The sequence below is a fragment of the Candidatus Uabimicrobium amorphum genome, from assembly GCF_009002475.1.
In the GTDB taxonomy this organism is placed as follows: Bacteria; Planctomycetota; Uabimicrobiia; order Uabimicrobiales; family Uabimicrobiaceae; genus Uabimicrobium; species Uabimicrobium amorphum.
The window spans coordinates 1,497,283-1,520,440 of sequence record NZ_AP019860.1; the positions used below are offsets into that span (position 1 = coordinate 1,497,283).

A 23,158-nucleotide genomic window follows, 5' to 3' on the forward strand; every position below is an offset into this window, starting at 1 on the left:
AACGCGTATGTTAGTTTGGGAAAAAAAGTGTAGATAATTGTAAGAAGAATATATGTTGGTTTGTGATGTGTAGTTTTGTATGATTATATTGAACATGGTACCTGTCCTTTCTGGATCAAGTCCTAATTGTTTTTTGTTTTTGGGTTTTTACTACGTAGCCGTCTCTAAGAGATCAACTCGTACTCAAATAATACATTAAAAACATTTATTTGTCAATGAGACCTCTAAAATCAAAAATCCATATACAGCATCAAAGTTACTCATTGAAAGAATTTAGATATAAACAAACACTCACTTTTTTTGTACGTTTAAATGAGAAATAAATATTAGCATGTCTTTTTCTATAAACTCACAACAAACACTAATCTCAGTTAGATGAGGCTTGCGATAAATAAGAATCAAATAACCATATACAAAAGGAAATACCATGCAACCATGGAAAACTTTGAAAGTCTTTGTCAGCTCGACGTTTAAGGATCTCGAATTGGAACGCGATCAACTTGCAAAAGTGTTTGCCGAAATACAACGTTCTATATTTTCACGAAAATTGCAACTTATTCCCTACGACTTAAGGTGGCGCGAGCGAAGTGAGAAAGACTTGGTAAATTGGTGTTTGGACATGGTCGAAGAGTGCGATTACTTTATCGGCATTTTAGGATATCGTTATGGATGGCGACCTCCACATACAGCAGAAGGCAAACCCAATAACCAAAAATTATCCATTACCGAAATGGAAATTCGCAAAGCCCTAGAGGTAATACCTCCAAGTAAACGCTTTTTTTGCTTTGGTGACTTGCAACAGTACAACGAGGAACAACTTGCGAGTGAAGCCCCTGAAGATTTAGAGTCACTACAAAAACTCAAAGATGACTTACGCAATGAAAAAGTTTTTAGTTACAAAGACTCACAAAGCGTTTTACAGCATATGCATAAAGAACTACAAACAATCATCGATAGCGATTTTCGCCCTGGTAAACAAGTCGAAACTGGCGTTGTTGATCGTGAGAGCGCACTGCAAGAAATTATCAATGAAAAAAACAAGGGTTTCGTCGGTCGCGTATCATATCTGAATAAACTCGAAGATTTTTGCGAAAAACAAAACGAAAAAAACTACCTTGCGGTAAACGCGGTTGCGGGAACAGGAAAGTCCGCCCTGCTGGCCAACTTTATTTGTCGCTGGCGCAAAAATATGCAAATACCTATTGCGGCTCATTATATGAGTATGGCGGGAGACAGTCGTAGTGTCAGTGGTATCGTCCATAGTCTTACTCAGCAACTCATTAGACTAAACATACTAGAAGAAAAATCACAAACGACCACAGAGGAAATGATTTACTTTTTACGTAGTGGTTTGATGAATACAAAGCGGCACGTCGTCATTGCGATCGATGGTCTTGATGAAATGGAAGAAGACGAGTTATCGTGGCTTCCTGAAAATCTACCACATAATATACGTATGGTGATTACCACACGCGCTGTGGGAGCTTGGGAAAAACTAAAAAGCTATCCACAAGTGGAGCAGTTAGACTTACCGACACTACAGGACCAAGAAATTTTAGAAATCATCGATAATTATCAGCGTGAACGCAACATTTCGCTTACCCCTACAGAAAAAGATATTTTACTGAAAAGAGCTACGGGAAATCCATTATTTTTAAAGGTGGCACTTGATGAAATGACTGCGGGCGGAACTGCTATTGCACAGTTAGCAGAAACCGTGGATGGTTTATTTCATCAAATACTCAAACGTTTGCAACAGTCATACGGAGAGAAGGCCATTGAGAATTACCTGGGGTTGATTGCTTCTGGACGTGGTGGTATTGCCGAAATTGAGCTAGAACAAATTATGTTAGAAGAACATCAACGGTCTATATCCGACGATTTCATGATTCGCATTCATAAATCTCTTGACAATTTTATTGTGAAGCGCGAAGGTCTTTTGAATTTTTTCCACCCTGAATTCGAAAGAACAGTAAAAATGTTTCTTGGTAAAGCGGGAATGCGTTGGGCGCACAATCGTTTTTCACATTACCTTTTACAACAAACGTATGAGTATGAGCGTTCTCTCTTTGAGTTACCTTACCAACTACAATGGGCCGAAAAATACGATACGCTTTTGAAAACGCTTAGTGATTTAAAATTTCTTGAAGCCAAATGTGGCAACAATATTTTGCTAAACAGTTTGCTAGAAGACTTTGAACGTGCGCTTTACAACCAAACGGTTCCTCTTGATGAAAATTTAGATATTTCTTGTTGGGGAAATGGCAAAATAAATAAAGAAATAATACGACTTATTGCTCGCGCTATTAATCTTGACTTACAATTCATCCGTCGCTATCCGCAACAACTTTTTCAATGTTTGTGGAATCGATGTTACTGGCATGACTGTCCTATTACCGCAAAACACCATGTGAAGGACGCCTTCAAAGCCGGATCACTTCCCTGGCATCGTGATGATGAAAAATGTATCTATCATTTAGCGGAATATTGGCGTAAAGCGAAGGAATCGCAAAGGCACTTTTCATGGATACGTAGCAAGCGACCTTTACCTCCGGGATTAAATTCTCCACTACAAAAAATCCTTTACGGTCACACACGTAAAGTGAGTGACGTGACATTCAATGCCCAAGGGTCCCAGGTAATTTCTGCGGGAGAAGATCGTGAAGTATATTTATGGTCTGTATCGACAGGAGAGGTTCTATTCCGTTCGACAAAACACGGTAAAAAAGTTAATTGTGTTGCTGCTGCGGCAAACGAAGATATATTTGCTTCCGGAGGAAGTGATAACAATATTTATTTGTGGTCTACCTCCCTACGAAAAACTATCGCTACTTGTTCTGGACATACTCTTCCCATCACTTCCATTGCTTTCCATCCACAGCACAGCCAGCTCGTGAGTGCTGCTTACGACGGCGAAATTCATTTATGGAGTCCCAAAGGAGAATTACTGGAGTCGTTTGTATCCAAGGAAGGATACGCGTGGAAAGTACTTTTTAGCCCTGATGGTAAGTATCTGGCGACGGCACATAAAACAGGAAACATTTGTATTTGGGATGTGGAGACACAAAACTTAGAGTTTACTCTAAAAGGACACAAAGGAGACGTTCATGCACTGGTTTTTACTCCCAATGGCCAGCAAATTATTTCGGCAGGCACAGACCACACGATACGCATTTGGTCCATCACTTCACGGCAGTGCCTACGGAAAATTGAGGCACACAAAGAGCTTATTTCTGGCTTAGCCATACATCCTAATGGTAAATATTTGTATTCCGTTTCTTGGGATCGAATGTTATGTACATGGGAGCTTCCCTTTGCCAATTGTATTTCGAAAATAAAAGCTCACGAAACGGAGATTCGCAGTATAGCCATAAATAGCCGCGGTACAAATTTAGCCACCACTGGTGTTGAAGGTACTGTACGTATATGGTCTACACAACCGGGAGCAGTATACATGATGCGCGGCCATGAAGGACTCATTTCGAATTTAGACTTTACGGAAAGCGGTGAAGAAATTTCCACGGGGGCAGCAGACAAACGCATTTGCATTTGGTCAGCAAAAACAGGTAACTGTTTGCGTGTACAACACGGTCTATACAGAACATTGCAAAGCCCCAAAGGAAATTCTCGCTTACTTGTTGAACAAGAAGGGGAAGAACTCGTTGTGAAAGCGCGCCATATCAAAAGCGCCTTACACTTTCCGGCAAAAGTAAAGCAATTCAAAATCGCACCACATGAAAGTATCATTGCCGGATACTTTGGTGACTACGTTTATATTTTAGAACTGATCGCGAAGTAGAGTTATGTATGATGATTTACAATTTAGAGAGGTACGCTCGATGATTTACAACTTAGATTTTTATTTTGTCGTTATCAATGCCATGCTGTTTATATTGATTTGGTTAGTGCAATTGATTATTTATCCGTCGTTTGCCTATTGCGACCATGAGCAATTTGTGATGTGGCACAATCGCTACACGGGATTAATCTCATTGTTTGTCGTTCCACTGATGTTCGCGCAAGTTTTTTTGGCATTATGCATGTTACACAACACATGGAATTATGTGATTTTGGGGTTAATTGTCGGCGTGTGGTTGACAACATTTTTGTTGTCTGTACCTTGTCATAATAGTTTACACAACAACGGCTATGATCAAGAGGTGATTCGCAAACTAGTACTTACCAATTGGCCAAGAACCATCATGTGGACAATGTGTCTGGGCCTGCATTTTTGGCAGCTATCGAAGAAATAATTTTACTCTAGCTTTATTGAGACAGAATGTTCTACGTGTTATTCTTACGGAAGTAGGGATGACCGTTCTCTGAATAAACTTCAGTTTTATTGAGACGGAGCTACCACATTGTGGATTCCTGGTCAAGCCAGGAATCCACAATGTGAAGTAAACTTCAAAGCGCCTGGATCCCTGATCAAGTCAGGGATGACACTCCGATGGTAGTTTTGTAGTTCCAGAGAACGCGGCTTAAGATCAAGTCAAGGGTGACATTCGGATTAGTTTTTTAGTTCTAGAGGAGGTAACTATTTCTTTGGTTTAAAAGTACGTACTCGTGCTCCCGGTGGCTGCTTTTGCAGCCACGCAACAAACTTGCTAATTTCAGGATGCGCCAACAGCTTTTCCAAGGTGTTGTATTCATATTCTAGTTCTTTATTTGTTAGAAATTGATGAATCGCACTGTGACAGTTACGACAGATCATTGCCAATCTTTCCCTAACTTCTTGCCGTGAAAAGTTTTTTTTGTTCTTTTTATTTTTATGCCTAGTTTTTGGAATGAGATGGTGCTTGGTTAAGCGCGCTGCTTCGCGTTTACACATTTCACATACACTGTTTTCCATTATGACAACCTCTTAATCCATTCAGTCATTTTTTCGATTCCTCGTTGAATCTTCGGACAATAGACGCTCAAGAATTTTTCGTCCGGTTCTGATTTTTCACATGCTTCGAGAGCCTTCTTCCCATCGAAATCAACATAGGCCATACGCACCGTATATTCGCTTTCACAACGTAGAAAATCACTACCGGGTAAAATGGCCACACCTGTTTCTTCCAGAAGCCTTTCGCAAAGTTGACCGCTGTCATGGATTCCATTTTTCTGTAGTACATCGCGAAACTTAGAAAAGTTTAGGAATAAATAAAATCCTCCTTGTGCTTCCCATAAATCAACCCCCGCATCCGATAATTTTTCGTAGCAGTGTGTGGCGATGATTTGCAGCACTTTGCGCGAATTTTGCAAATAGACCTCTATTTCTTCCCCCATCTCATATGCGCGAATTGCCGCGTATTGGATAGGAGCCGAGACAGATGTAAACGTTTCGCTTGCGATAGAAACCATGGATTTCAGTAAGGGAGTAAATTGCGGTGGAAAAACAAACGTTCCCAAACGCCATCCTCCCGCGCCACACCATTTGGATATTCCAGAACTAATAATTGTGCCCTCTGGATAGTATCGCGCGATCGATGTATGTTTTCCCGAAAAATTGAGCAGTCCATATATCTCATCAGACAGGACAATAATTTTGTGTTTACGAGCGGTTTCGGCGATTGCCTGAAGTTCCTCCTCTGTATATGTTTGCCCTTCTGGATTTCCGGGATAATTTAGGATGATCAAACGCGGACGACCACTATCATCTTCACATAGTTTTTCAAGATCCTCGGCTTGTATACGCCATCTGTTCTTATAGGTCGTGAGAACGCTGACATTGTTGCGCCCAATAATTTCAGCCTGGGGACGATAAGAGACCCAGCACGGAGAAGGCGTAATGATATCTCCATAAAAAGCCAACTGTAAGATAAACATCAACTCTTTAGATCCAGGTCCAATGAGTACATGTTGCGCATCCGCAGCAACTTGATCATAGTCACGATGGAAGGCGGCCACAGCTTCGCGTAATTCCCATAGTCCCTGCGGATGTAAGTAATCTTTTTGATGGGCATTGTCTTGCAAGGCTTTTATCACGCAATTAGGTACGGGAAAAGGAGATTGACCTAAGCCAAAAAAATAGATCTCTCGGCCGTTTTTTTGCAACTCTTTACTTCTTTCGTTGATACGAATAGTTGCCGAAGTTTTTCGGCCTCTTGTTGAGAGATTTAAACTAATAGGGTGCATGTTTATTTATCCGGAAAAAAGAAAATCTTTTTAGTTTGGAAAACACAAGGTACAATGGGTAATCTTTTTGCACTTTTATGCTACTGTAAACTATGCTTGAATAACAACAAAAAATGAAAATTTCTATCCTTTATGAAGATGAAAATTTAATTGCCGTAAACAAACCTCCTGGGCTTGTTTGCCATCCTGTGGGAGGTTACCAAGGAGACACAGTGATTTCACAACTGTCGTCGATGTACCCTGAAAATATTCATTTGTTACACCGTTTAGATAAAAATACTTCGGGAGTGCTTCTTGTGACACGCGGCAAGAGAATTATTGGTAAAATGTACAAACAATTTGCGCGACGTATTATTTGTAAAACGTATCTTGCTGTTGTTCATGGTGTCGTCAAATTCCAGCAAGGGATCATAAAGCTTCCCATCGCGCGTGCTGACGAATCTTCGCTGATTAAATTAAAAATGACAACGCAAAACCCTAGCGGACTCATCGCACAAACAAATTATAAGTTACTCGAAACTACAGCAACACACAGTTTGTTACACCTACAACCTATTACCGGACGTAAACACCAAATTCGTTTGCATCTCGCCGCTATTGGGCATCCCATTGTAGGTGATTACCTCTATACACATTCGGGTGTTCCCTTTTTGTGGGAATATTATTTACAAAGACCGTCTCCGTGGCATGAAACGATTGCGGGACATGCGCTTCACGCACACTCTATTGAGTTTGAGCATCCCGTTTTAGGTCAACAACTAAAAATGACCGCCCCTCTCCCACGGCATCTACACAGCATGATGAAAGGATTTTAAATGTCGAAAAAAATAGCGATTCTAACTGGTGGAGGCGATTGCCCAGGACTAAACGCTGTGATTCGCGCGGTGGTAAAAAGTTCCTTGCGCAATGGCTGGCAAGTTTATGGAGTTCTCCAAGGTTTTTCTGGGCTTCTAGATCCTGAAAACAAAGTCATTGAAATGAACGAAGAACACGTGCGTGGTATTTTGCACATAGGTGGTACGATATTGGGAACGACCAATCGTGCAAATCCTTTTGAATACGTGGAAGATGGTGAAAAAAAAGATGTCTCTTCGCGCGTCAAAGATAATTTTGCCAAATTAGGTCTCGACGCCCTTATATGTATCGGGGGAGATGGAACGTTAAGTATTGCCAATCAGTTTTCACAAATGGGGTTGCCGGTGATTGGTATTCCCAAGACCATCGACAATGATTTGGCGTCTACGGTGATTACCTTCGGCTTTGACACTGCGGTAAACAACGCCACGGATGCGCTCGATAAACTACACTCCACCGCAGAAAGTCACGAGCGCGTTATTGTTGTCGAACTTATGGGACGTTATGCCGGTTGGATTACTCTAAATGCAGGTGTCTCTGGCGGTGCAGACGTTATTTTGATTCCGGAAATTCCCTTTAACATGGAGTATGTTTGTCAAAAAATAGAGAGTCGCTATAACAAGGGGCGTAAATTCGCGATTGTTGCCGTTGCCGAAGGCGCAAAACCCAAAGGTGCTTCGGAGCTATTCTCTAAGGGAAAAGGCGAAGAGGGACGACAGGAAGTTGTTCTCGGAGGTATTGGAGAATGGGTGGCCAATGAAATTCGCCAGCGCACCAAGCGCGATACGCGCACTTTGACCTTAGGGCACTTACAGCGCGGAGGAACACCAACAACTTTTGACCGATTACTCTCCACCAGATTTGGGGCTGCAGCGGTGCGTATGGTAAAAGATGGACAGTTTGGCATCATGGTGGCCTTGGCTCCACCCAATGTTGTCGCGGTTCCTTTGGAAGAAGCCATCAAAAATAGCAAACAGGTACCACATGACAGCGACGTAGTGCTTTCCGCGCGTCAAATAGGCATTAGTTTTGGTGACTAACTTTCGATTTATGCACTTTTGGGCTTACGCAGTAGCTGTGTCCCTAACGCCGAGAAAACAATGAGAAGCATACCAATAAACGACATAAAAACAATACTTTCATTGAATAGTACGTAGCCAAACACTAAAGAAAAAACCGTTCCCAAATACTTTAGATTGACAATATTTGACGCTTTTTCTTCTTGGTATGCTTTGGTCATATATGTATGTGCCAAATATGTGGCAACACCTGCGGCAATCAAAAAGAACCAATCTTTACTTTGCGGTGTTTCCCAGTAGATGATTGCCAGTGGCATGTAAATAATGGAGGCGACGAAGGGAAAGTAAAAAACAATCACCAGTGGGTTCTCGTCTTTTAGAACACGGATAATGTTGTACGCTGTTGCCGACATGAGTGCCGAAAAAACACCAATGGAGGCCATAAAAAGAGAAACGCGAACATCAAACCCCTGAATGCAAACAATACCAAGGAAAGCGATTGCTAAAAACAACCATTGTGATAGCGTGGCGTACTCTTTTAAAAACACACCGGCGATGATTACGGTAAAGATGGGGGACAGGTATTGGATTGTTGTCGCGTATGCTAGAGGTATGTGCTGTAGTGTGTAAAAAAACAACAGCAACGCAATAGAACCTGCGACTCCCCTTGCAATGAGTAACCGCTTATTGTTCCCCCAAGGAGATATTCTGTGCCGGCGAAAAAATACACAACAGATCGCGATAATAACCAGTGAACGAAAAACAATAATTTCGAACACTGGTATATGTTTGATGGCTTTTACACACACTTGCATGATAGCGAAAAACACCGTGGAGATAATCATATTTTTAGTTGCGGACATGTGGTGTCGATTCTAGATATAATGTATGTGGCTACCTCAATTTTTGTAGCCATTGTTGGTCAACGTATCCTGCCATTTTCAGCTTATATAGCTTTAAACTCGTGTTTAAAAAAGAGACAATCCCTACTCTACCCTTTTGAAGTTTCGCGTTCTTGGTGTAACATAAAGTTCTTTTTTTGTATTGACCAGTGATCAGATTGCCTTTTTTCGTAAGTTTCATGACCAACATGCGATTACGGTTCACTGAAATGGACTTGTTTTTCATTGGGGGAACCAGAGCCGGTGCGAATAGTCCTATGCCTTTTCGCAATACGAAATGTCCTTTTCTCTCATCAATTTCCAATGTGTAACCATTCAGTGCCGCGAAACAAACTCCCAGTGCGTATGAACGATTGGTTGAATTGGATAAAAAAGATATTTCAACAGCAACATCACCATTAAATTCTACTTTATTTGACATCCCCACAGGAATTAAACCAGCTGTTATTTCAAAATGGTCTTTATGCATTTGGGTAGTAGCGTTTGGTATAATGTCGAAGTCTTGAAGACAACTGTAGTCGTTGAAAACATAGGTCATTTCAACAAAGCCATCGTCTTTAAATTTATAATCAGTTGCGTGAAAGTTTTTCTTCATTATTGTTGATATATGTCTTTTTCTCGCATTTTTATCTTCGACTTTGTTGTTTTTATCTGCCAGTTGCTTTTTACGCTCTACACCATCCTTTATCTTTTCTAGGATATTTTTTGTTCTGTATATTTTAAATTCTTTATGACTTTTTCTGTCAAAACGATCATTAGCCACTACCTGTATGGAGTTCTCGCCCTTAGATAAAGAAATCATACGTGTAAAATATTTTCCAAAACGCGTGGCGACTTTTTTGTTTACGTAAACTCTATCATAAAGTGGATCGGCAAGACATTTAATTTTAATTCTTTTTCTCGGTGTAGAAAAATTATTCTTTTTAGGAAAGACAATGGTAGGAGGTGGGCATTTGTCACTGTAATTGGTCGAAAATTTCTTAGTTGTTATGTTACCAGCACAGTCTTCCACCTTGAGGGTTACATTGTTTTCTCCTGGGACAAGAGAGTGTACAAAAACAAAAGATTCTTTCCCTTTTGTGGGTAAAATCTTACCATCGATACTTGCTTTCCAAGGGTTACTTTCCGATACATCAACGCGGATGTTAATTTGCTTTTCAATTATGAACTGCGGAGCGTCGACCGAAACAACTGGTGGAGTTTTATCCAACAAAAAGTACACCACAGTTTGTTGACGTTTCCCATTTTGATCTGTGGCAACAATTTGATATTGTTTTTTTCCCTCGCCCTCCAATGGTAGGCGCAACTCAAATTGATTATCATTCACCTGAGCATCAATTTTACCACAAAAAACACGTGGAGATTCCCCTGTAACGCGACCGCGAATTACCCAGACATTTTGATTGGTTTTCACCTCTTCTGTCGGGCTACCCACAACAAGTTGTAATGGTGTTTTCGGTGTCTTTTTTTCCGCGAGATCAATGGCATTGAGGAGGGCTTGCGCTTTTTCACTTGGTTGTTGTTCTAGAGCGAGTCGCAAATATTCGCGTGCAGACACATAGTTGTTTTCAATAAACGCCTTCTCCGCTTTTTGCATATATTCTTCAAAAAGACCAGCCTTTTCCGTCTTTGCGTTGTCATTTCCCGAAAAAGAAAGCACCATGAAAATAACAACAATCCCTGCAATACCTCCGACCATCGAATATATAAACTTTTTGTTGTGGCGTTGTGTCTGCAAAACGGTTTTCTGTGAAGCCAATGTCGCTTTCGATGTGCGCATTTTTCGCGGTGCAATGCGTTTTTTTCGCGGTGCAGCGTGTGTTTGTGGTAGTACTTGCGTTTGCGGAGATAGAAGATGTTGCAAATGATGAGCAAATTCTTGGGCGGTGGAATAACGATCTTCGCGTGACTTCGCTAGTGCTTTTAGACATACTTTTTCGAGTGCTACGGGAATTTGGGGATTAATTTCTCGCGGCGGCACAGGATCTTTTTCTACAGTTGCCCTCATCATCATAAAAACGCTATCTCCTTTAAAAGGGATAGATTCAGTCAACATTTCGTAGAGAATAATTCCCAAAGAAAAAATGTCGGTGCGATGATCTATCGTATCATTTTCGCCTTTGGCCTGTTCGGGAGACATGTACCGCGGTGTGCCAAAAATATCTCCCGCACGCGATATCTTCGTGTCTGACTCTCGACGCTTCGCCAAACCAAAATCCATAATGATTGGTTCGTTGTTGTTGTCAATCATAATGTTTTCTGGTTTTAGATCGCGGTGGATCACTCCTTGCTGGTGGGCATAGTGCATTGCCTGAGCGATTTTGATAATGCACTTCACTGTTTCGGGTATTGCGAAACGGTGGTTTTTTAATTTTTTTTGTAGCGACATCCCCTCTATATAACTCATGACCAAGAAAGGGGTGTTATGCGTTTCTAGATGATGAATTCCCATGATATTGCCGTGCATTAATTGTGCCACTGAACGCGCTTCTTCCCAAAAACGTTGTGTTTTGGCACTTTTCTCATCATAGTTACCTAGTAGAAATTTGATGGCCACATTTCGCTGTAGTTTCGTATCAATCGCCTTGTAAACAACACCCATCCCTCCTTGCCCAAGTTTTTTTTCTATTTTGTAGTGCAGCACCATTGCATCTTTAGCTAAGTTTTTTATATTCACATGAAACGCCTTTCATTAAAGCGAATATTCACAGTAACATTGGCGTTATTATAAACGAATGTTATTGCATAGTAAATAGCTACAGAAAAAATAACTGTGCTAGTTGTTGTATAGGACAAATTTTGCAATCGTTGTCGCAATGTGCTTGAAAAACAATTCATATTGCAAAATAAAACCCGATGTCTAAAAAATAGACACTAGTTGGCGTTTTGAAGTTTTTGTGTACCACTAGTAAAACCCTGCAGAATAAAACTGCTTTTCATAAGAAAATTTTATTTGCTTTATATGCTACCAAAATATTACAATAGTCTATAGTGACTACTATAAAGGTCACTGTCTATTTTTTGGACATATCTTTGATTTTTATATTGTACTAGATAAATGCACAAGACTTATAAGGGAATGTATATGCGTGGTTTTTTACATGAAAAAGGATTGGCTTTGATGTTTGCCGTGATAGCGGCAATCATCGTTATGGGGGGAATTGTGACTCTACTGACAAAATCAGCAAATTCACACCATATTCGTCAGCAAAAAGCACTAAAAGCATGTCACCAAGCAGCGCAATCCGGTTTACAAGCAACGGCGATTGTTATCCGAGAACACCTGAATGAAAATGAGGTGCCTGTGGAAGTTCACGGGAATTGCGGCAACTGGAACTCTGTTGTCGTACGCATTGATGATCATGGGACCCAAAAATGGGTAGAGCTTGCCACAGGCGAAGAGTCTCCCGCAAATTTTAATGCTGCGGCACGCAAAGTATACGATCAAGTTTCGGTAAAAACACCAATACGTCAGAGAAAGAACAATGAATTTCGCGTACGATTAACGGCGGTACAGTCGCGCCAAAATTCTGATCCAAATGCACATGACTTTGACGTAGTATCTACAGGGGTATTTGATGGTGAAGCGGTTGCGTTTCGTGGATTAATCATGCAAGTCCGTAGACAAGGCAATAGCATCATACCGCATAAAACAGATGATGAGATTTTAAAAACCAATGGGCAAATTTCATTTTTTTCGGATAGCGCAACGTTCCAAGGAGACAAATATTTTTTTGTTTTACAAGCAAGTGGTGTTCATCGCACGAAAGTGGAAGAGTGAACAGATACTTAACTAGTATTATGAACGATTATTTGTGATAACAAAACGCAATAGAACGCTAGTTTGTATTCGTTTTTTTCCACACGAACATAAAACTAATTGGTTTATTGTGGTAGGCCTTCCAATTCGGTTTTTTCTTAATCCATGCGTCGTCAACAATGCGCTCATACATTTCTGTCAGTTGCCACGAGCTTCTTAAAGCTGCTTGCACATGGTCACTCATGAGATGAACATAGTTGTGAATCGCGATAGAGTTTCCCTCTTCGTCATCAAAGTGGGTGGGGATTCCACTTAGTAAGAAAAATGGGTGGTAACCTAGTATAATGAAGTAGCCATTTGCGGTGACAATGCGCTGTGCTTCCTTGTATAGAGGTTCTAGACTTGGTATATGTTCGTTTGCTAAAGAGCACATAGCTAGATGATATGTGTCGTCTACGAATTTGGTATTGCGTATGTCACCGTGGGTGAGATTACGATAGATATTTTTTTCCTTGGCAACGTTCATCATTTCTGGAGTTATATCAATTCCATCTAACTCTCTTACCCCTTGTCGTTTTAACCAAATTCCAGTGCGACCTGTTCCACAAGCGAGGTCTATCGCGGTCTCTATTTTTGTCCAGTATATATTTTTTATTTTTCCCAGTAAGTCAAAATCCATTTCATCGTAAACAGTGTCGTCGTAAGTCCCTACCCACTTGCGATAGCCTTGGCGTACCGACAATGTCGGGTAATGGCGATTGTCAAATTCAGAAAATTCCATTTTTTTCTCCTTGGGAACATTCATATACCAGCATTTTTTATTGGAAGTCTATTGAAAAATGCAATAGAATTATAGCTTATTTTGCCAACGGAGATTTTTATGAGAAAAACCATATTAGCTGTTGTTTTTATGAGTATAATTTCTATTGTAATATTTTTTGGGCCAAACGAGAAAAGAAATATTACAAATCAAATATGCCCGGTCATGACTGCGGAAAAGATAGATCCCAATATCTACTATGATTACAATGGACAAAGAGTTTACCTTTGTTGTAAAAGATGTATAAAAAAGTTTAGCGCCGCACCACAAAAATACATGAAAAACTTTCGCGTGGATACGCCACTGCAAGTACAGCAAGGTTTTCGGGAAAAGTTAACCTCTTTTGTGGGAAAATTACATCCCATTTCCGTACACTTTCCCATAGCACTTTTTTTTGCCGCAGTGCTTGGCGAAATACTCTCGCTGTTATACAACAAACAGCTTCAGCAGGCGATCAACTATTGCTTCAATATTGCCGCAATCAGCTCTGTAATTGCCGTAGTTCTTGGATGGTGCGCTCATATATCCTCCACCTACAAAAACGAATTACACACTGTCGCCAACTATCATAAAGTGATGGGGATTTTGACAGCGATACTCATTATCACCGTTAGCGTACTCAATAGCAAAAAGCAAACTGCGTCGCAAACGCAGTTAGAAAAGCTATACTGGCCGTGTATACTGATAACATCCATTATTATCGGAATCACCGGATTTTTAGGGTCATCACTGATTTTTGGATTAGGACATTATAATTGGTAGATAAGTACGATTACTACAAGAACGCAACATGCGCTATTGCCATGCCATTCGCCGCTCTCGATATGGAATTGTTTGAAGAAAATATCGAGAAGGTGGCGAAACGCGCTTGTGAAAAACCGATTCGCATTGCATCGAAGTCGATTCGTAGTGTAGAATTAATAAAGCGCATTCTAAATAGCCATTCTATTTTTCAGGGCGTTATGTCCTATAGTGCTGATGAAGCCATTTATCTTCATAACAGCGGGATTGAGGATATTTTAGTGGCATATCCCATATTTGATCCACGCAGAATACGATCCATATGCCAATTAACACAAACGAACATTACCTTAATGGTGGATTGTATAGATCATGCGCGACAAATCTCGCAAATTTGCTGTGAAAACAACACCACATTACCAATATGTGTGGATGTCGATATGTCGAGTTCTTTTCCGGGAATCCACTTTGGCGTTAGACGTTCGCCACTCAATACTGCACAGCAGGTTTTGCAACTCGTACAAGAAATGGATACCCTACCAGGTGTGTCGTTTGCCGGGGTAATGGGATATGAGGCGCAAATAGCTGGTTTGGGAGACAAGAGCCCATTTAATAATTTTATAATGAATGCTGTCATTCGCCAGCTCAAAAAGATATCCATTCAACAAATACAAAAACGTCGGCAAAATGTTGTCGAAACACTACAACAAAATGGTTTTTCATGTAAAATCGTAAATGGAGGCGGCACGGGAAGTTTAGAAACAACTTCTTTAGAACCTTGCATTACAGAGGTTACAGCAGGATCTGCATTTTTTTCACCGGGGCTATTTGATTACTATTGCAATTTCCAACACAACCCAGCTCTGTTTTATGCCATCGAGGTTACACGCACGCCAACCGCGAATATTTTTACATGTCATGGCGGTGGCTACGTGGCTTCTGGCACGGGAAAAGACAAAATTCCACAACCCTATTTACCAAAAAAGAGCAAGTTGCTTGATACCGAAGGCGCAGGAGAAGTTCAAACGCCAGTAGTTTATCGTGGTAAAAAGAAAATACAACTCGGAGACCCTATTTTTATGCGCCACAGCAAAGCAGGTGAATTATGCGAACATTTTAACAGTATACATCTGGTAAAAAACGGTAAGGTAGTAGATGAAGTAAGCACATATCGCGGCGAAGGCAAATGTTTTTTGTAGCCAATGTTTTTAATAAATCTAACTATCCAGATTATTCATATAACCATTCAAATTTACAGTAATGACTTCAGAGCCTATTTTCGGGAATGGGCTCGGGCTCAAAATCGAGCAGGATGAGATTTCCTCCTTGTTCAATTACATATACATCAGAAGAGAAAATAGATGAAAACTTTTACGGGAAAAAACTGGCAAAATTGGTCAGGATCAGTCTCTTGTATGCCCAATAAAATATTCTTTCCGACGAGCGAACAAGATATTATCGATGCAATACAACAGGTAAAATATAAAAAACAAGCTATTCGCGTTGAGGGATCGCGACACTCTTTTACACCTCTCATTGAAACTGAAGATAACATACTGTCTCTCAAGCAATATCATGGCATTTACAGCATCGACGAAGAAAAATGCGAAGCTACCGTAAAATCGGGTACACAGCTTCGGGCTTTGGGGCAGATGCTTGCAGATAGAGGCTTGGCAATGCAAAATTTGGGAGACATCGATTGTCAAACCATTGCCGGTGCAGTATCGACGGGAACTCATGGTACAGGACTGTCACTAGGAGGTATCGCAACCCAAGTGGCAAGTTTTAGTTTAGTCACCGCAGATGGAGAGGTGATACACTGCTCAGAAACAGAGAATAGCGAAGTGTTCAAGGCCGGACAGATCTCTCTGGGGGCCTTGGGTATTATTAGTAAACTCACGCTCAAACTTATGCCCGCATATTATCTGAAGGTCGTCAAAAAACGCTGCACTCTTGATGAGAGTTTAGAAAATTTTACACAAAACATCGAAAACAATCGCCACTTTGAGTTTTTCTGGTTGCCGCACACCAATTACACATATACCAAGGCAATGAACATCACCAATGACAAAAAAGATCGCGGTACGTGGCGTAAATACTTTAGCGAAATTGTTTTCGAAAACGGAGCGCTATTTATGTTTGGGAGTTTATGCCGTCTTTTTCCACGATGGTCACAAAAAATTAGTGCCGCAGGTACGTCGTTAATCCCACAAGGCGAAGAAACAAACTTGAGTGCGAATATTTTTAGCAGCTATCGGTGGGTAAGATTTCACGAAATGGAATACTCTGTACCGCTGGAAAAAGGCACAGAAGTACTCCGGGAAATCGAAGCCTTCATCCGCAAAGAAAATATCAAAGTGACTTTCCCCATAGAGTTTCGCGTTGCCAAAGAGGACGACATTTATTTGAGTCCTTCTTATGGAAGGCCAAGCGTGTACATCGCAATCCATAGCTTTAAGGGTGTACCTTACGAAAAATACTTTGCGGGTTGTGAAGCCATTTTCCGTAAATACAACGGTAGACCGCACTGGGGAAAAATGCATAATCTTAAGGCCAGTGACTTCAAGAATATTTACCCCAAATGGGAAAATTTTCATCGTGTGCGTCGCGAGCTAGATCCCGATGGTTTGTTTATGAATCCGTATTTGCAATCTATTTTTGAGGAATAACAGATGGACAACGAAATTCGCGAGCAACACAACATGGTCGAATTAACCGGGTCACTACCCAATAACTCCCTAACAAATGAAGATATCGCTCCTACTAAGATTGCTGAACGCAGCTGGAGCCGGTGGGATATTGCCGCACTATGGATCGGTATGGCGGTTTGTATACCCACATACATGCTTGCCGCGAGTTTACTGAACGAAGGTATGAACTGGTGGCAGGCGATTTTAACGGTACTGATTGGAAATGTCGTTGTCTTGCTACCTATGATTCTCAATGCACACCCCGGAACCAAATACGGAATTCCATTTCCGGTATTAACTAGAGCCTCTTTTGGAACAAAAGGTGCACATATTCCTTCGATTTTAAGGGCACTTGTTGCTTGTGGGTGGTTTGGAATACAAACATGGATTGGCGGATTTGCCATTTATGTTTGTTTGATTAAATTTTACCCTTCGATACAGTCCGCAGAAAAACTATTTATTGGCATCAATGTTTGGCAGTTGTCGTGTTTCTTAATTTTCTGGGCATGCAATATGGCGATTATTGTCGCGGGCATTGAATCCATTCGTTGGTTAGAGAATTATGTCGCTCCGATCTTAATACTCATGGGTTTAGGGCTACTGGGATGGTCCTTGGCCACCGTAGGCATGCAAAAGGCTTTAGACAACACGCAAACCTTTACGCAACCAGCGGTTGTTGTCAGTGAAAATTTTTCAAGTGAAACGATTACCTTAAGTTTATATGCTCTCGAATCTGAGGGAAAAAGTCGTGTAACCCAAGTTGTGATCACCGAAAATGATCGCACGACCACCGTCGCGTATGCAAAACAAATTACCTACAAGATTCAAAAATTGCCGCAAGCAAATGAACAGGTAACCTTGGGAATTGTCTTTCGCAATGACCAGCACCAAAGTAAGTCGATTGTTAAAACGCTACGTTATACCCCGGAATCTTCACCAAGCCCCCCACAAAAACGCGATTTTTGGAAGATATTCTTTCCCCTGTTGACTGCCATTATTGGCTTTTGGGCGACGCTGTCTTTAAACATTCCCGATTTTACACGTTACGCAAGCTCACAAAAAGAACACATCGCTGGACAATTTATCGGTTTACCGCTGACGATGGCTTTGTACTCTTTTGTAGGTCTTATTGCCACCAGTACCGGAATCATTCTCTTTTCGGATATCCTGATCGCCCAAGACGCACCATGGGACCCGGTAACTCTGCTTTCTAGAGTGGAACAGCCATGGATCGTTGTCGTTGCAATGATATTTATTGCCATTGCCACGTTGTCGACAAACCTAGCGGCGAATGTCGTTGCCCCGGCAAATGGTTTTTCCAACCTATATCCACAAAAGATAAGTTTTACCACCGGAGGTCTTATTACTGGGATTATTGGTATTGCCATTTGCCCATGGAAATTAATTGAAAGTACCCAAGGATATATTTTTACGTGGCTTATTGGCTATAGTGCGTTACTTGGTCCTATCGCAGGTATTGTGATCGCCGACTACTTTCTCGTACGCAAAACGCGCTTAAATCTCGCGGCATTGTACGATGAAAATGCTGAGTATAGCTACACAAACGGTTTTAACAACGTAGCAATTATCGCCTTAATTTTGGGAGTTATTCCAAACATTCCCGGTTTTCTGGCAGCTTGTGGCTTTGTCAACTCCGTACCACAAATTTTCATGACCATTTACACATACGCGTGGTTTGTGGGTTTCTTTATTTCATTGTTTGTCTACATCGTGTTAATGCCGAAGGCAAAAGGGGACGGATAACATGGACAACGTGCAACGATTTCGCGAACAACTCCGTAAGAGTCGCTATGTTACGGTTCTCACAGGTGCGGGAGTTTCTGCTGAATCCAATATTCCCACATTTCGCGGTTCGGGAAGTAGCAGTCTATGGAAAAATCACGAGGTAACGCAAGTTGCCTCGCCCAATGCCTGGAATTGCGATCCAGGACTTGTTTGGGAATTTTACAATTATCGACGGCAAATGATGCAAGATAAAAAGTTCAATATGGCACATAAGGCCCTTGCCGATTTGGAAAAAAAACTGAAGGAACAACAAAAGACCTTTTCTCTCATCACCCAAAACATCGACGACTTACATTTTGATGCGGGTTCAAAAAACGTAACGCGCCTTCACGGCTCGATTTGGATGATCCGCTGTGCAAAATGCGGTCACCTGCAAAAGAATCGCGATGTACCGATTACCCCAGCATTTGATCAGGAGTGCACCGGTGAGGCCAATCGTTACACGGTGGACGATTTGCCACAATGCCAACAACAAAATTGCACCGGCATTTTGCGCCCGCATGTAGTGTGGTTTGGCGAAGCGCTACGTAAACAAGACATCAATCAGGCGGTGTTGTCTTCGCAAAACTGTGATCTATTTTTGGTTATAGGTACCTCATGCTTGGTACAGCCTGCGGCGAGTTTTATGCAACTCGCCAAATCCGAAGGAGCCAAGACGGCGGTGATTAACCTTGAGGAAACCGTTGCCGATCATCATGCTGATTTTGTCTTTCACGGTAAAGCAGGTGAAGTGTTACCGGAGCTTTTTCAGTAACAATTCTTGAAGTAAATGTCAATATTGATGACGTGGTGGAAATGAATGGCATCTACTTAATTCGCGAGAAGGACGAGCACGTACAAAACATTCCATAATGGCTATTTCTGCAAAAGTTTGCGAAGAAACTGAAAATTTTCGTGGTTTGAATGCGCTTGTAGCTTTTTCCAAACAGTGGAGAAATTTTGTTTGTCGTTGAGTGATTTGTAACACAGTGCTTGCAAGCTCAAAATGCGAAAGTTAATTTCGGCGTCTTGTGTGGTGAAAGCGTACTCTTTCCACATTTTCATCACTTGTGCGGCATAACTTTGCAATTGTTTTTGGTATTTTTTCTGCTGTTGATGATGTACTAGCTCGAAGTATTTTTTTAACTTCTGCGCATGATCTGCCAGAAATTGATCCATTAACTTGGCGAAATAATGCGCATCGCTTTTTTGTAGGTATGAAATAAATGGTTGTTTGTCAATCGTCGTATATAGGCTCACCGTGTACGCCGCGAGAGGTCTCTTTTCTGTGATATTTTCCGTGTCTACATAAAAAAGTAAGTAGGCAAATTTTGCACGTAGTGTCCATGCTTTTTGTGGACACTCGCCTAAAAGACGTGCAAGCTCTTCACACATGAACTTTTTTTCTGCTGTGGAAATTTTTTCGCCAGAGAATGCGCTTTGCGACAATTCTTGGTACTCAACTTGCAATTGTAGTATCTTGTCGAGTAGATTCCTGTAATCTTTGAGTGATTCTCCGTTGTATACGTCGCGAAAAAAAACTTTGCCTTTCGCGGTCATGCACATTACTGTGGGGACTTCGTCGACCTTGAACATGTTAAATAGCTTACTATATTGTTCTCTTTCTTTTGCGGTTTTTGCCAAACGCGGATCAATACGGCACAGTACGCATGTTTCCTCAAAGCGCATGAAACTCTTTTTTGTGGCCACATTGCGATGAAAGTCAGAGCACAGCTTGCAATTGCTTTCATCGGAAAAGTATAGCAACACGTATTTCTTTTGTTGTGCGGCTTCTTTTAGAGCTATTTGCAAATTGTTGCCCCAGTCGGCAAACACACTACACAAGCACAACCACAGTAATGCGTACTTCATACAAACTCCTAACTGAAATCTTGTTTCTCATACAGGGTTTTATAGGTAGGGCTTTTGTCGATAATTTCTTCGTGAGAGCCAAAAGCTTCTATTTTACCGCGATCGAGTACCAATATACGGTCGGCTTTTTGTATTGTGGTAAAACGATGCGCAATAATAAATGCCGTACAACTTTGCAAATAACTGTCCAAGGCTTCTTTGATATAGTGCTCACTATCCACATCTAGGTTTGCAGTGGCTTCATCTAAAATGAGAATATCGGCGTGTCTTACAATGGCTCTTGCCAAGGCAATGCGTTGTTCTTGTCCCCCGGAGAGACCAATACCACCCTTCCCATATAAAGTATGATACCCATTTTCGAGTTTATCAACAAAATCATGGCTGTGTGTTAGTTTCCCCGCTTCTGCAATCTGCTCTTCGCTGGCATCGCTACTACATTTTATATTATTTAGAATACTACTGTTGAATAGCATTGCCTTTTGCGTGACCAATGAAAAATGACTGCGCAGACTGTCCACGGTGACGTCGGTGATTTTCTGCCCGTCTATTAGGATTTCTCCACTTGTCGGATCAAAAAAGCGTAAAAGTAGCGAAATCAGTGTGCTCTTTCCGGAACCGTTTTTACCCACAATGGCGATAATTTCACCTTTATTGACAGAAAAAGAGATATTTTCTAATACTTTGTTGTGCGATTCGTAACAAAAATCGACATTGCGAAACTCAATTTCTTTTTGCAATTTGGGAAGGACCACGGCATCCGGTTTTTCTTTTACTTCATACGGTTGATCGATGAATTCGAATATACGCTCTCCTGCCCCAATACACCCACTGATTCGGTTGTAAACATCTGCCAGTTTACGCACGGGGTCAAAAATGGCTCCGAGAGCACCATAGAACAAGAGAAAGTCCCCGGAACTCATTTCCCCACTGAGTACTAATTCCGCAGAAAAAATCAGAAGCACCACAGCCGCTAAGGTAACAAATGTTTCCATCACGGGACTGGTGATTGCCTCGACGGTGGCAAGTTTTAACCTGGCACGGAATGCTTTTTCATTTTCTTTTTCGAATTTGTCGATAAACTGCTGTTCCATTTGATAGGCTTTTATAAGCTTTAGTCCGCGAAAACTTTCCATGATCGTTTCGAGTATGTCCGCATTTTTTTGTAAGTCTTTTTTGGTTCTTTTCTTTACGCGTTTGCCCAAATTGCGGATGAAAATATATGCAATGGGAAATACCACAAAAATAAATATGGTCACTTTCCATTGCAACCATAAACAAATCGCCAGGGAGCTAACGGCTTTCAATGGCTCGCGCATCGCTTTACCAAAGATACTTTTGATACCTTTTTTTACGCCGGAGGCGTCATTCGTAAAACGCGAAGACACTTGTTCAAGACCTATTTTGTCAAAAAAACGCACCGAATGATTGATGATTTTATTGTACATATCTCTTCGAATATCGAGAACCACTTTATCGCTGATATAAGCGCTGAGATAATCGTGGGTAAAACGTAAAATTCCCTTGAGAACGGTAAGAATGGCAACACACCCCATGACAAGGTACAGAGTCGTAAATTTATTGCTAAATACATGGGCCTTTAAATAATTGGCCACGGACACTCCCCAGTCACCCAAAGTGACTAATTTGTTGAATATGGTTTGTGTTCCGTCTTTTTCGAATAGAATATCTCCCAAAGGATTCAAAAGAGCTAAAGAGCCTAGTTGAACCACGGAAATAAGAATGGATAATACAAAGCAGAATATTGCTATTTTCAAATAGGGGCGTACATATTTTATGAGGCGAATATATACGTTAAAATTCATGGATTCCGATGACTTCATAAAAAACCTTCTGTGCAAGCTGTACTTAATTTGCTAGAAAATATCGTAGTTGGCGTGTAAAATACTATAAAACCCGGCAAAAAGCAAGCAGTAATATTGACCTTGATAGGAGAGGTTATGAGAAAGTATTTTGTTCGTATAATGTTGTTACTTTCTTTGTTGTCTAGTGGCTGTGTAACAACGTCTTTACTTAGCGTCACCGACCCGCAACCCGAAACTTTTCGCGAATATACATCGGCGTGGGTCGGTGCAGAAGAGCTAATTATTACCTATGAAACAGATCGCGGTGAACGTTGGGCAGTGATCGATTTAGTGCAGGGACAACACACAGATACTTTGAAGGGTTCCCTTCCTGTAGAAGAACAACAAGCAAAGAGAAGAATACCTATTATCGTACGCGAACGTCAAGATGACTTTGCGTATCACCGCAGTCGTTTTCAGCGCAGCGCACAACAAGTGAATCAACTGGGGAAAATTTTTCTATGGGGCGACTCCCGACGTTATCGCGATCCGCAATACGACATTCAGTTAATCATCGAACCTATCGGTAACACTTATGATTCTATGGGAAAATCAATTCCGGCTCCCCCGATGCCGCACTATCGACCTAGTTGGGCATATCCAGCGCGTATTGTGGGACTTCCTTTTGCCGTTTGTCTTGACATTGCGATTCTTCCGTTGTGGTTTGTTTCTTATTTTAGGGTGTCAGTACGCTTTTAAGAGTGTTTTACAGTAGAAATCTAGATAGGA

The 23,158-nt window shown here is 41.2% G+C and carries 18 protein-coding genes; 11 read left to right on the plus strand and 7 right to left on the minus strand.

All coding sequences use genetic code 11. The features are described from left to right. Positions 1-427 precede the first annotated feature (427 nt). Both UABAM_RS05215 and UABAM_RS05220 read left to right on the plus strand, forming a co-directional pair. Positions 428-3,799, plus strand: a complete 3,372-nt coding sequence (locus UABAM_RS05215) for a DUF4062 domain-containing protein (RefSeq protein WP_151966945.1) — start codon at positions 428-430, stop codon at positions 3,797-3,799. A 40-nt stretch (positions 3,800-3,839) separates the two neighbouring features. Further along, positions 3,840-4,253 carry a hypothetical protein gene (locus tag UABAM_RS05220; protein ID WP_151966946.1) on the plus strand — a complete coding sequence of 138 codons (414 nt, stop codon included), beginning with the start codon at positions 3,840-3,842 and terminating at the stop codon, positions 4,251-4,253. 284 nt (positions 4,254-4,537) lie between these two features. Here the strand turns inward: UABAM_RS05220 and UABAM_RS05225 are convergent, their stop codons facing one another. Both UABAM_RS05225 and UABAM_RS05230 read right to left on the minus strand, forming a co-directional pair. Next, positions 4,538-4,852, minus strand: coding sequence for an HNH endonuclease (locus UABAM_RS05225; protein ID WP_151966947.1), 315 nt, complete (start codon positions 4,850-4,852; stop codon positions 4,538-4,540). Continuing rightward, positions 4,852-6,123, minus strand: a complete 1,272-nt coding sequence (locus UABAM_RS05230; protein WP_151966948.1) for a pyridoxal phosphate-dependent aminotransferase — start codon at positions 6,121-6,123, stop codon at positions 4,852-4,854. The genes UABAM_RS05225 and UABAM_RS05230 overlap by 1 nt, the downstream gene beginning before the upstream one ends. 113 nt (positions 6,124-6,236) lie before the next feature. Between UABAM_RS05230 and UABAM_RS05235 the strand changes: the two genes are divergently transcribed. Then, complete coding sequence (locus UABAM_RS05235; RefSeq protein ID WP_151966949.1) at positions 6,237-6,938, plus strand: RluA family pseudouridine synthase; 702 nt, start codon at positions 6,237-6,239, stop codon at positions 6,936-6,938. Then, positions 6,939-8,018, plus strand: coding sequence for a 6-phosphofructokinase (locus UABAM_RS05240; protein ID WP_151966950.1), 1,080 nt, complete (start codon positions 6,939-6,941; stop codon positions 8,016-8,018). Between the two features lie 8 nt (positions 8,019-8,026). Here UABAM_RS05240 and UABAM_RS05245 read toward each other — a convergent pair whose 3' ends face one another. Together UABAM_RS05245 and UABAM_RS05250 are read right to left on the minus strand one after the other, a co-directional pair. Beyond that, positions 8,027-8,860 carry a DMT family transporter gene (locus UABAM_RS05245; protein ID WP_151966951.1) on the minus strand — a complete coding sequence of 278 codons (834 nt, stop codon included), beginning with the start codon at positions 8,858-8,860 and terminating at the stop codon, positions 8,027-8,029. A gap of 31 nt (positions 8,861-8,891) precedes the next feature. Then, complete coding sequence (locus UABAM_RS05250; RefSeq protein WP_151966952.1) at positions 8,892-11,576, minus strand: serine/threonine protein kinase; 2,685 nt, start codon at positions 11,574-11,576, stop codon at positions 8,892-8,894. A 408-nt stretch (positions 11,577-11,984) separates the two neighbouring features. Here UABAM_RS05250 and UABAM_RS05255 point away from each other — a divergent pair, with 408 nt between their 5' ends. After that, a complete protein-coding gene (locus tag UABAM_RS05255; protein WP_151966953.1) occupies positions 11,985-12,680 on the plus strand; it encodes a hypothetical protein in 696 nt (231 codons plus the stop codon). Between the two features lie 58 nt (positions 12,681-12,738). Here UABAM_RS05255 and UABAM_RS05260 read toward each other — a convergent pair whose 3' ends face one another. Beyond that, positions 12,739-13,440, minus strand: a complete 702-nt coding sequence (locus tag UABAM_RS05260; RefSeq protein ID WP_173013144.1) for a class I SAM-dependent DNA methyltransferase — start codon at positions 13,438-13,440, stop codon at positions 12,739-12,741. Positions 13,441-13,539: 99 nt separating this feature from the next. Here UABAM_RS05260 and UABAM_RS05265 point away from each other — a divergent pair, with 99 nt between their 5' ends. The 5 genes from UABAM_RS05265 to UABAM_RS05285 all read left to right on the plus strand — a co-directional run bounded on the left by UABAM_RS05265 (position 13,540) and on the right by UABAM_RS05285 (position 19,470). Beyond that, positions 13,540-14,241 carry a DUF2231 domain-containing protein gene (locus tag UABAM_RS05265; RefSeq protein ID WP_151966955.1) on the plus strand — a complete coding sequence of 234 codons (702 nt, stop codon included), beginning with the start codon at positions 13,540-13,542 and terminating at the stop codon, positions 14,239-14,241. Further along, positions 14,235-15,419 carry an amino acid deaminase/aldolase gene (locus UABAM_RS05270; RefSeq protein ID WP_229759358.1) on the plus strand — a complete coding sequence of 395 codons (1,185 nt, stop codon included), beginning with the start codon at positions 14,235-14,237 and terminating at the stop codon, positions 15,417-15,419. The genes UABAM_RS05265 and UABAM_RS05270 overlap by 7 nt, the downstream gene beginning before the upstream one ends. 162 nt (positions 15,420-15,581) lie before the next feature. Continuing rightward, complete coding sequence (locus tag UABAM_RS05275; RefSeq protein ID WP_151966956.1) at positions 15,582-16,889, plus strand: D-arabinono-1,4-lactone oxidase; 1,308 nt, start codon at positions 15,582-15,584, stop codon at positions 16,887-16,889. A gap of 3 nt (positions 16,890-16,892) precedes the next feature. Next, positions 16,893-18,674: an NCS1 family nucleobase:cation symporter-1 gene (locus tag UABAM_RS33335; RefSeq protein WP_173013145.1), complete on the plus strand. Its 1,782-nt coding sequence runs from the start codon at positions 16,893-16,895 to the stop codon at positions 18,672-18,674. Between the two features lies 1 nt (position 18,675). Then, positions 18,676-19,470: an SIR2 family NAD-dependent protein deacylase gene (locus UABAM_RS05285; RefSeq protein WP_151966957.1), complete on the plus strand. Its 795-nt coding sequence runs from the start codon at positions 18,676-18,678 to the stop codon at positions 19,468-19,470. Positions 19,471-19,571: 101 nt separating this feature from the next. On the opposite strand, the gene UABAM_RS05290 is transcribed toward UABAM_RS05285, so the two are convergent. Continuing rightward, positions 19,572-20,567, minus strand: coding sequence for a thioredoxin family protein (locus tag UABAM_RS05290; RefSeq protein WP_151966958.1), 996 nt, complete (start codon positions 20,565-20,567; stop codon positions 19,572-19,574). An 8-nt stretch (positions 20,568-20,575) separates the two neighbouring features. Continuing rightward, positions 20,576-22,408 carry an ABC transporter ATP-binding protein gene (locus UABAM_RS05295; protein WP_151966959.1) on the minus strand — a complete coding sequence of 611 codons (1,833 nt, stop codon included), beginning with the start codon at positions 22,406-22,408 and terminating at the stop codon, positions 20,576-20,578. Positions 22,409-22,525: 117 nt separating this feature from the next. Between UABAM_RS05295 and UABAM_RS05300 the strand changes: the two genes are divergently transcribed. Beyond that, the gene (locus UABAM_RS05300; protein ID WP_151966960.1) at positions 22,526-23,128 is read left to right on the plus strand and encodes a hypothetical protein; all 603 of its coding nucleotides are present in this window, start codon (positions 22,526-22,528) and stop codon (positions 23,126-23,128) included. Positions 23,129-23,158 lie beyond the last annotated feature (30 nt).

What these genes read in the sequence shown, in the direction of transcription:
- UABAM_RS05215 (WP_151966945.1), top strand. Translation starts at nt 428, where the DNA reads ATGCAACCATGGAAAACTTTGAAAGTCTTTGTCAGCTCGACGTTTAAG.
- UABAM_RS05220 (WP_151966946.1), top strand. Translation starts at nt 3,840, where the DNA reads ATGATTTACAACTTAGATTTTTATTTTGTCGTTATCAATGCCATGCTG.
- UABAM_RS05225 (WP_151966947.1), bottom strand. Translation starts at nt 4,852, where the DNA reads ATGGAAAACAGTGTATGTGAAATGTGTAAACGCGAAGCAGCGCGCTTA.
- UABAM_RS05230 (WP_151966948.1), bottom strand. Translation starts at nt 6,123, where the DNA reads ATGCACCCTATTAGTTTAAATCTCTCAACAAGAGGCCGAAAAACTTCG.
- UABAM_RS05235 (WP_151966949.1), top strand. Translation starts at nt 6,237, where the DNA reads ATGAAAATTTCTATCCTTTATGAAGATGAAAATTTAATTGCCGTAAAC.
- UABAM_RS05240 (WP_151966950.1), top strand. Translation starts at nt 6,939, where the DNA reads ATGTCGAAAAAAATAGCGATTCTAACTGGTGGAGGCGATTGCCCAGGA.
- UABAM_RS05245 (WP_151966951.1), bottom strand. Translation starts at nt 8,860, where the DNA reads ATGTCCGCAACTAAAAATATGATTATCTCCACGGTGTTTTTCGCTATC.
- UABAM_RS05255 (WP_151966953.1), top strand. Translation starts at nt 11,985, where the DNA reads ATGCGTGGTTTTTTACATGAAAAAGGATTGGCTTTGATGTTTGCCGTG.
- UABAM_RS05260 (WP_173013144.1), bottom strand. Translation starts at nt 13,440, where the DNA reads ATGGAATTTTCTGAATTTGACAATCGCCATTACCCGACATTGTCGGTA.
- UABAM_RS05265 (WP_151966955.1), top strand. Translation starts at nt 13,540, where the DNA reads ATGAGAAAAACCATATTAGCTGTTGTTTTTATGAGTATAATTTCTATT.
- UABAM_RS05275 (WP_151966956.1), top strand. Translation starts at nt 15,582, where the DNA reads ATGAAAACTTTTACGGGAAAAAACTGGCAAAATTGGTCAGGATCAGTC.
- UABAM_RS33335 (WP_173013145.1), top strand. Translation starts at nt 16,893, where the DNA reads ATGGACAACGAAATTCGCGAGCAACACAACATGGTCGAATTAACCGGG.
- UABAM_RS05285 (WP_151966957.1), top strand. Translation starts at nt 18,676, where the DNA reads ATGGACAACGTGCAACGATTTCGCGAACAACTCCGTAAGAGTCGCTAT.
- UABAM_RS05290 (WP_151966958.1), bottom strand. Translation starts at nt 20,567, where the DNA reads ATGAAGTACGCATTACTGTGGTTGTGCTTGTGTAGTGTGTTTGCCGAC.
- UABAM_RS05295 (WP_151966959.1), bottom strand. Translation starts at nt 22,408, where the DNA reads ATGAAGTCATCGGAATCCATGAATTTTAACGTATATATTCGCCTCATA.
- UABAM_RS05300 (WP_151966960.1), top strand. Translation starts at nt 22,526, where the DNA reads ATGAGAAAGTATTTTGTTCGTATAATGTTGTTACTTTCTTTGTTGTCT.